This is a genomic window from Dyella jejuensis (assembly GCF_044904675.1).
Classification (GTDB): domain Bacteria; phylum Pseudomonadota; class Gammaproteobacteria; order Xanthomonadales; family Rhodanobacteraceae; genus Dyella_B; species Dyella_B jejuensis.
The window spans coordinates 1-499 of sequence record NZ_JADIKJ010000066.1; the positions used below are offsets into that span (position 1 = coordinate 1).

1 protein-coding gene is annotated in these 499 nt (G+C 59.5%); it reads left to right on the forward strand.

Translation table 11 applies throughout. The features are described from left to right. Nucleotides 1-499, forward strand: a 499-nt coding sequence (locus ISP15_RS18295) for a hypothetical protein (protein ID WP_404549432.1), incomplete at both ends; no start/stop codon positions are given.

The window sequence follows — 499 nt, forward strand, 5'->3', positions numbered from 1 at the left end:
GGCGATGCGGGTATCACGCTGGATGCCGGTTCGAGCCTGGACTTGGTGGGTAGCGGGAATGCTGTCGCTGCCAACAATGGCGACCAGATCACCGCGACCGACAACACGATCGATGCCAATAATGCATCGCTGACACTTACGGACAGCGGTGTGGCAGACATTGTGGACGGTACGAAACTGTCGATCACCTCTAACTCCAGTGCGCTGACGCTGGACGGTACGGGCATCACGTTGTACGGCACCAAGGATACCGACGAGCTGGGCGATGGCAGCTCGGTGACGGAGACGGCCAGTGGCAATACGCTGGACATGGATGCGGGCTCGACGCTCGACGATACGTCGGGTAACGGCGGCGATACGATCAACGCCGATACGGGCAGTACGATCCAGATCAGTAACGATGGCGGCAGCAGCTATCTGGATACGATCAATGCCAATGGCGATGCGGGTATCACGCTGGATGCCGGTTCGAGCCTGGACTTGGTGGGTAGCGGGAATG